This is a genomic window from Okeania sp., from assembly GCF_983059655.1.
The window spans coordinates 1-2489 of the sequence record NZ_CEZPJD010000997.1 but is presented as its reverse complement, the minus strand read 5'-3'; the positions used below and the strand labels follow the sequence as shown (position 1 = coordinate 2489).

Sequence of the window (2489 nt, the reverse complement as noted above, 5' to 3'; positions counted from 1 at the left end):
ACTGATAACTGATAACTGATAACTGATAACTGAAATGACCGCTGTTTGCGCAGCATTCCGTAGGAAATGCTTACGTTAAAGTTAACAATAGATTAAATTTTTGCAAAATCTTGACAATATTATCTAAATTAAATTACTGTTTATATAACCCCTATAAAAATAGTAATATATAGTAATATAAAGATTTAGTAATATAAATAAAGTTTGTTGTATTTCAACTGCTATCCTCGTTATTATCTAGATACTTAATAAACTAGAAACTTAATAAATAAATTAGATTTTTTCGGAGGGTCATATATGGTTTTATTAAAAACTATTTGGCACAATTCTCTAACAGTGACAGTTGCAGCAGTTACTCTTTCACTTGGCACTGTTGGTGAAGCGATCGCCCAAACTATTGAAGGTGCAGGAGCATCATTCCCTGCTCCTTTGTATGAGCGTTACTTTCAAAAATTAAAAGAAGATACAGGAATTACAGTAAATTATAATTCTGTGGGTAGTGGCAAAGGTATTGAGAGTTTTATTGCAGATACTGTTGACTTTGCAGGTACAGATGCACCACCAGTTGCAGCAGAAATAGAGCAAATGCCAAAGGGAGTTGTTATGGTACCAACAGCAGGAGGTGCTGTAGCAGTAGTTTATAATTTGCCCGGAGTAACCGAACTCAAACTATCTCAGTTGGTGTTGCCAGATATATTCGCAGGTAAGATTACTCAATGGAACGATCGCCGAATTGCTCAGGATAACCCAGGAGTTGACTTACCTGACTTACCTATTCAAACTGTTGTACGAGCTGATGGTAGTGGTACAACTTTCATTTTCTCCAGGCATCTGAGTGCTGCCAGTCCAACTTTTAGTCGAGAAGTGGGTGCATCTAGAAAACCTGGTTGGCCAAAAAATCCCCTGGAAGGTGAAAAAAATGATGGAGTAGCTGCTTTAGTGAAAGAAACTGAAGGTGCGATCGGCTATGTACAAGATACTTTTGCTCGTCAAAACAACCTGTCAACAGCAATGCTGGAGAATCTACAGGGTAGGTTTGTCGAACCTACTCTCGAAGAGGCAAACATTGCATTATCCGGACTGAGATTTTATCAAGATTTTACCCCCGCTAACGAAGCTAACCCTGATGATGGATACCCCATAGTTGGAGTTACTTGGCTATTAATTAAGGCAAATTATGAGAGTTCAGACCAAGCAACTACAGTAAAAAAAATGGTCAATTGGGTTTTGAAGGAAGGTCAAAACTTGAACAATACTCTTGAGTATACCCGTGTTCCAGAGGCTATAGGAGCAAAAATTCTGGAGAAAGTTGAAAGTCAAGTAGCAAATAATTGAAGGAGGAAGAAGGCAGATTCCAGCTAAGAGAGGTACACCCCTCGCGGGCAAGATGCCCGCACTATGAACATTTAATTATTAATAGAAAAAGGTAGGAGGAAGATCGCGGGCAAGATGCCCGCACTATGAACATTTAATTATTAATATTTGTACTTTATATACTTGGAAGATAGGCGTTGCTGATTCTGGGTATGATGCAGAGCTACCCTAACCCCCCAATTTTGGGGGGAATAAAACTCTAAAAGTCCCCCTTTATCCCCCTCCCGTCCCCCTTAGAAAGGGGGAAGCCAGAGGATGCTGCGCATTTCAAGGAAGGGGGAATTTAGGGGGCTTTACCAGAACAAAACAATCGTGTATTCATACTTCAATTCAGCAACGCCGGAATATGTTGTATATTCCCTATTGCCTACTTTTCTGGAGATATCTAAATGATGGAATCACTAAATGTATTAGGTGAAAAGCTAGAAATTTGCTGCACTTCTCCCATGACTGGATTTTATCGGGATGGGTTTTGTCAGACTGGAGCATCAGATTTTGGTTCCCATGTTGTTTGTGCGGCAGTGACAGCAGAATTTTTGGAATTTACCAAGCGTCGTGGTAATGATTTGAGTACACCTAGACCAGAATATTCCTTTCCTGGTTTAAAACCGGGCGATCGCTGGTGTTTGTGTGCGTCTCGTTGGAAAGAAGCTCTAGATTCTGGGGTTGCACCACCAGTAGTTTTGTCAGCAACTCATCAAAAAGCTTTAGAAGTTGTGCCTTTGGAGGTTTTGCAGGAACACGCACTTTCAATAGTTGATAATTGATACAGCGGATTCCACTTTGGTGAGGTAAACCCGTCGCGGGCAAGATGCCCGCACTGGAAAAATTTAATTGTTAATATCTGTACTTCTTATGCGAGGAATCTGCTGTAATTAATAATTAACAACTACCTCTCCTTGAAAAAAAGAAGATTTACTCATCAGTACTGATAACTAACAACTGAAATAAATTCTAACTTTTGACTTTTGACTTTTGACTTTTGACTTCCAAAAGGGGGTTGACAATTTGTATACTTAAGGTTAGTATAGAAAGTAGGTAAATCGGTATAAAGAACCTCGACAAATGAATAGCAGTAGCTTTTTAGTCATTTCTAGTTTTTTAGGAGTGGTTAA

2 protein-coding genes are annotated in these 2489 nt (G+C 39.2%); both read left to right on the top strand.

Annotated elements, in window-relative coordinates:
* The first annotated feature begins 297 nt into the window (after window positions 1–297).
* Window positions 298–1335, top strand: a complete 1038-nt coding sequence (gene pstS / locus AC3DU7_RS31040) for a phosphate ABC transporter substrate-binding protein PstS (protein WP_488043086.1) — start codon at window positions 298–300, stop codon at window positions 1333–1335.
* A 428-nt stretch (window positions 1336–1763) separates the two neighbouring features.
* Entirely contained in the window at window positions 1764–2141 is a 378-nt protein-coding gene (locus tag AC3DU7_RS31035) for a DUF2237 family protein (RefSeq protein WP_488043085.1), read from the top strand.
* Window positions 2142–2489: the final 348 nt, after the last annotated feature.

Bases quoted from the DNA above. Each gene is read 5' to 3' on its own strand.
- pstS (WP_488043086.1), top strand. From the start codon at position 298: ATGGTTTTATTAAAAACTATTTGGCACAATTCTCTAACAGTGACAGTT.
- AC3DU7_RS31035 (WP_488043085.1), top strand. From the start codon at position 1,764: ATGATGGAATCACTAAATGTATTAGGTGAAAAGCTAGAAATTTGCTGC.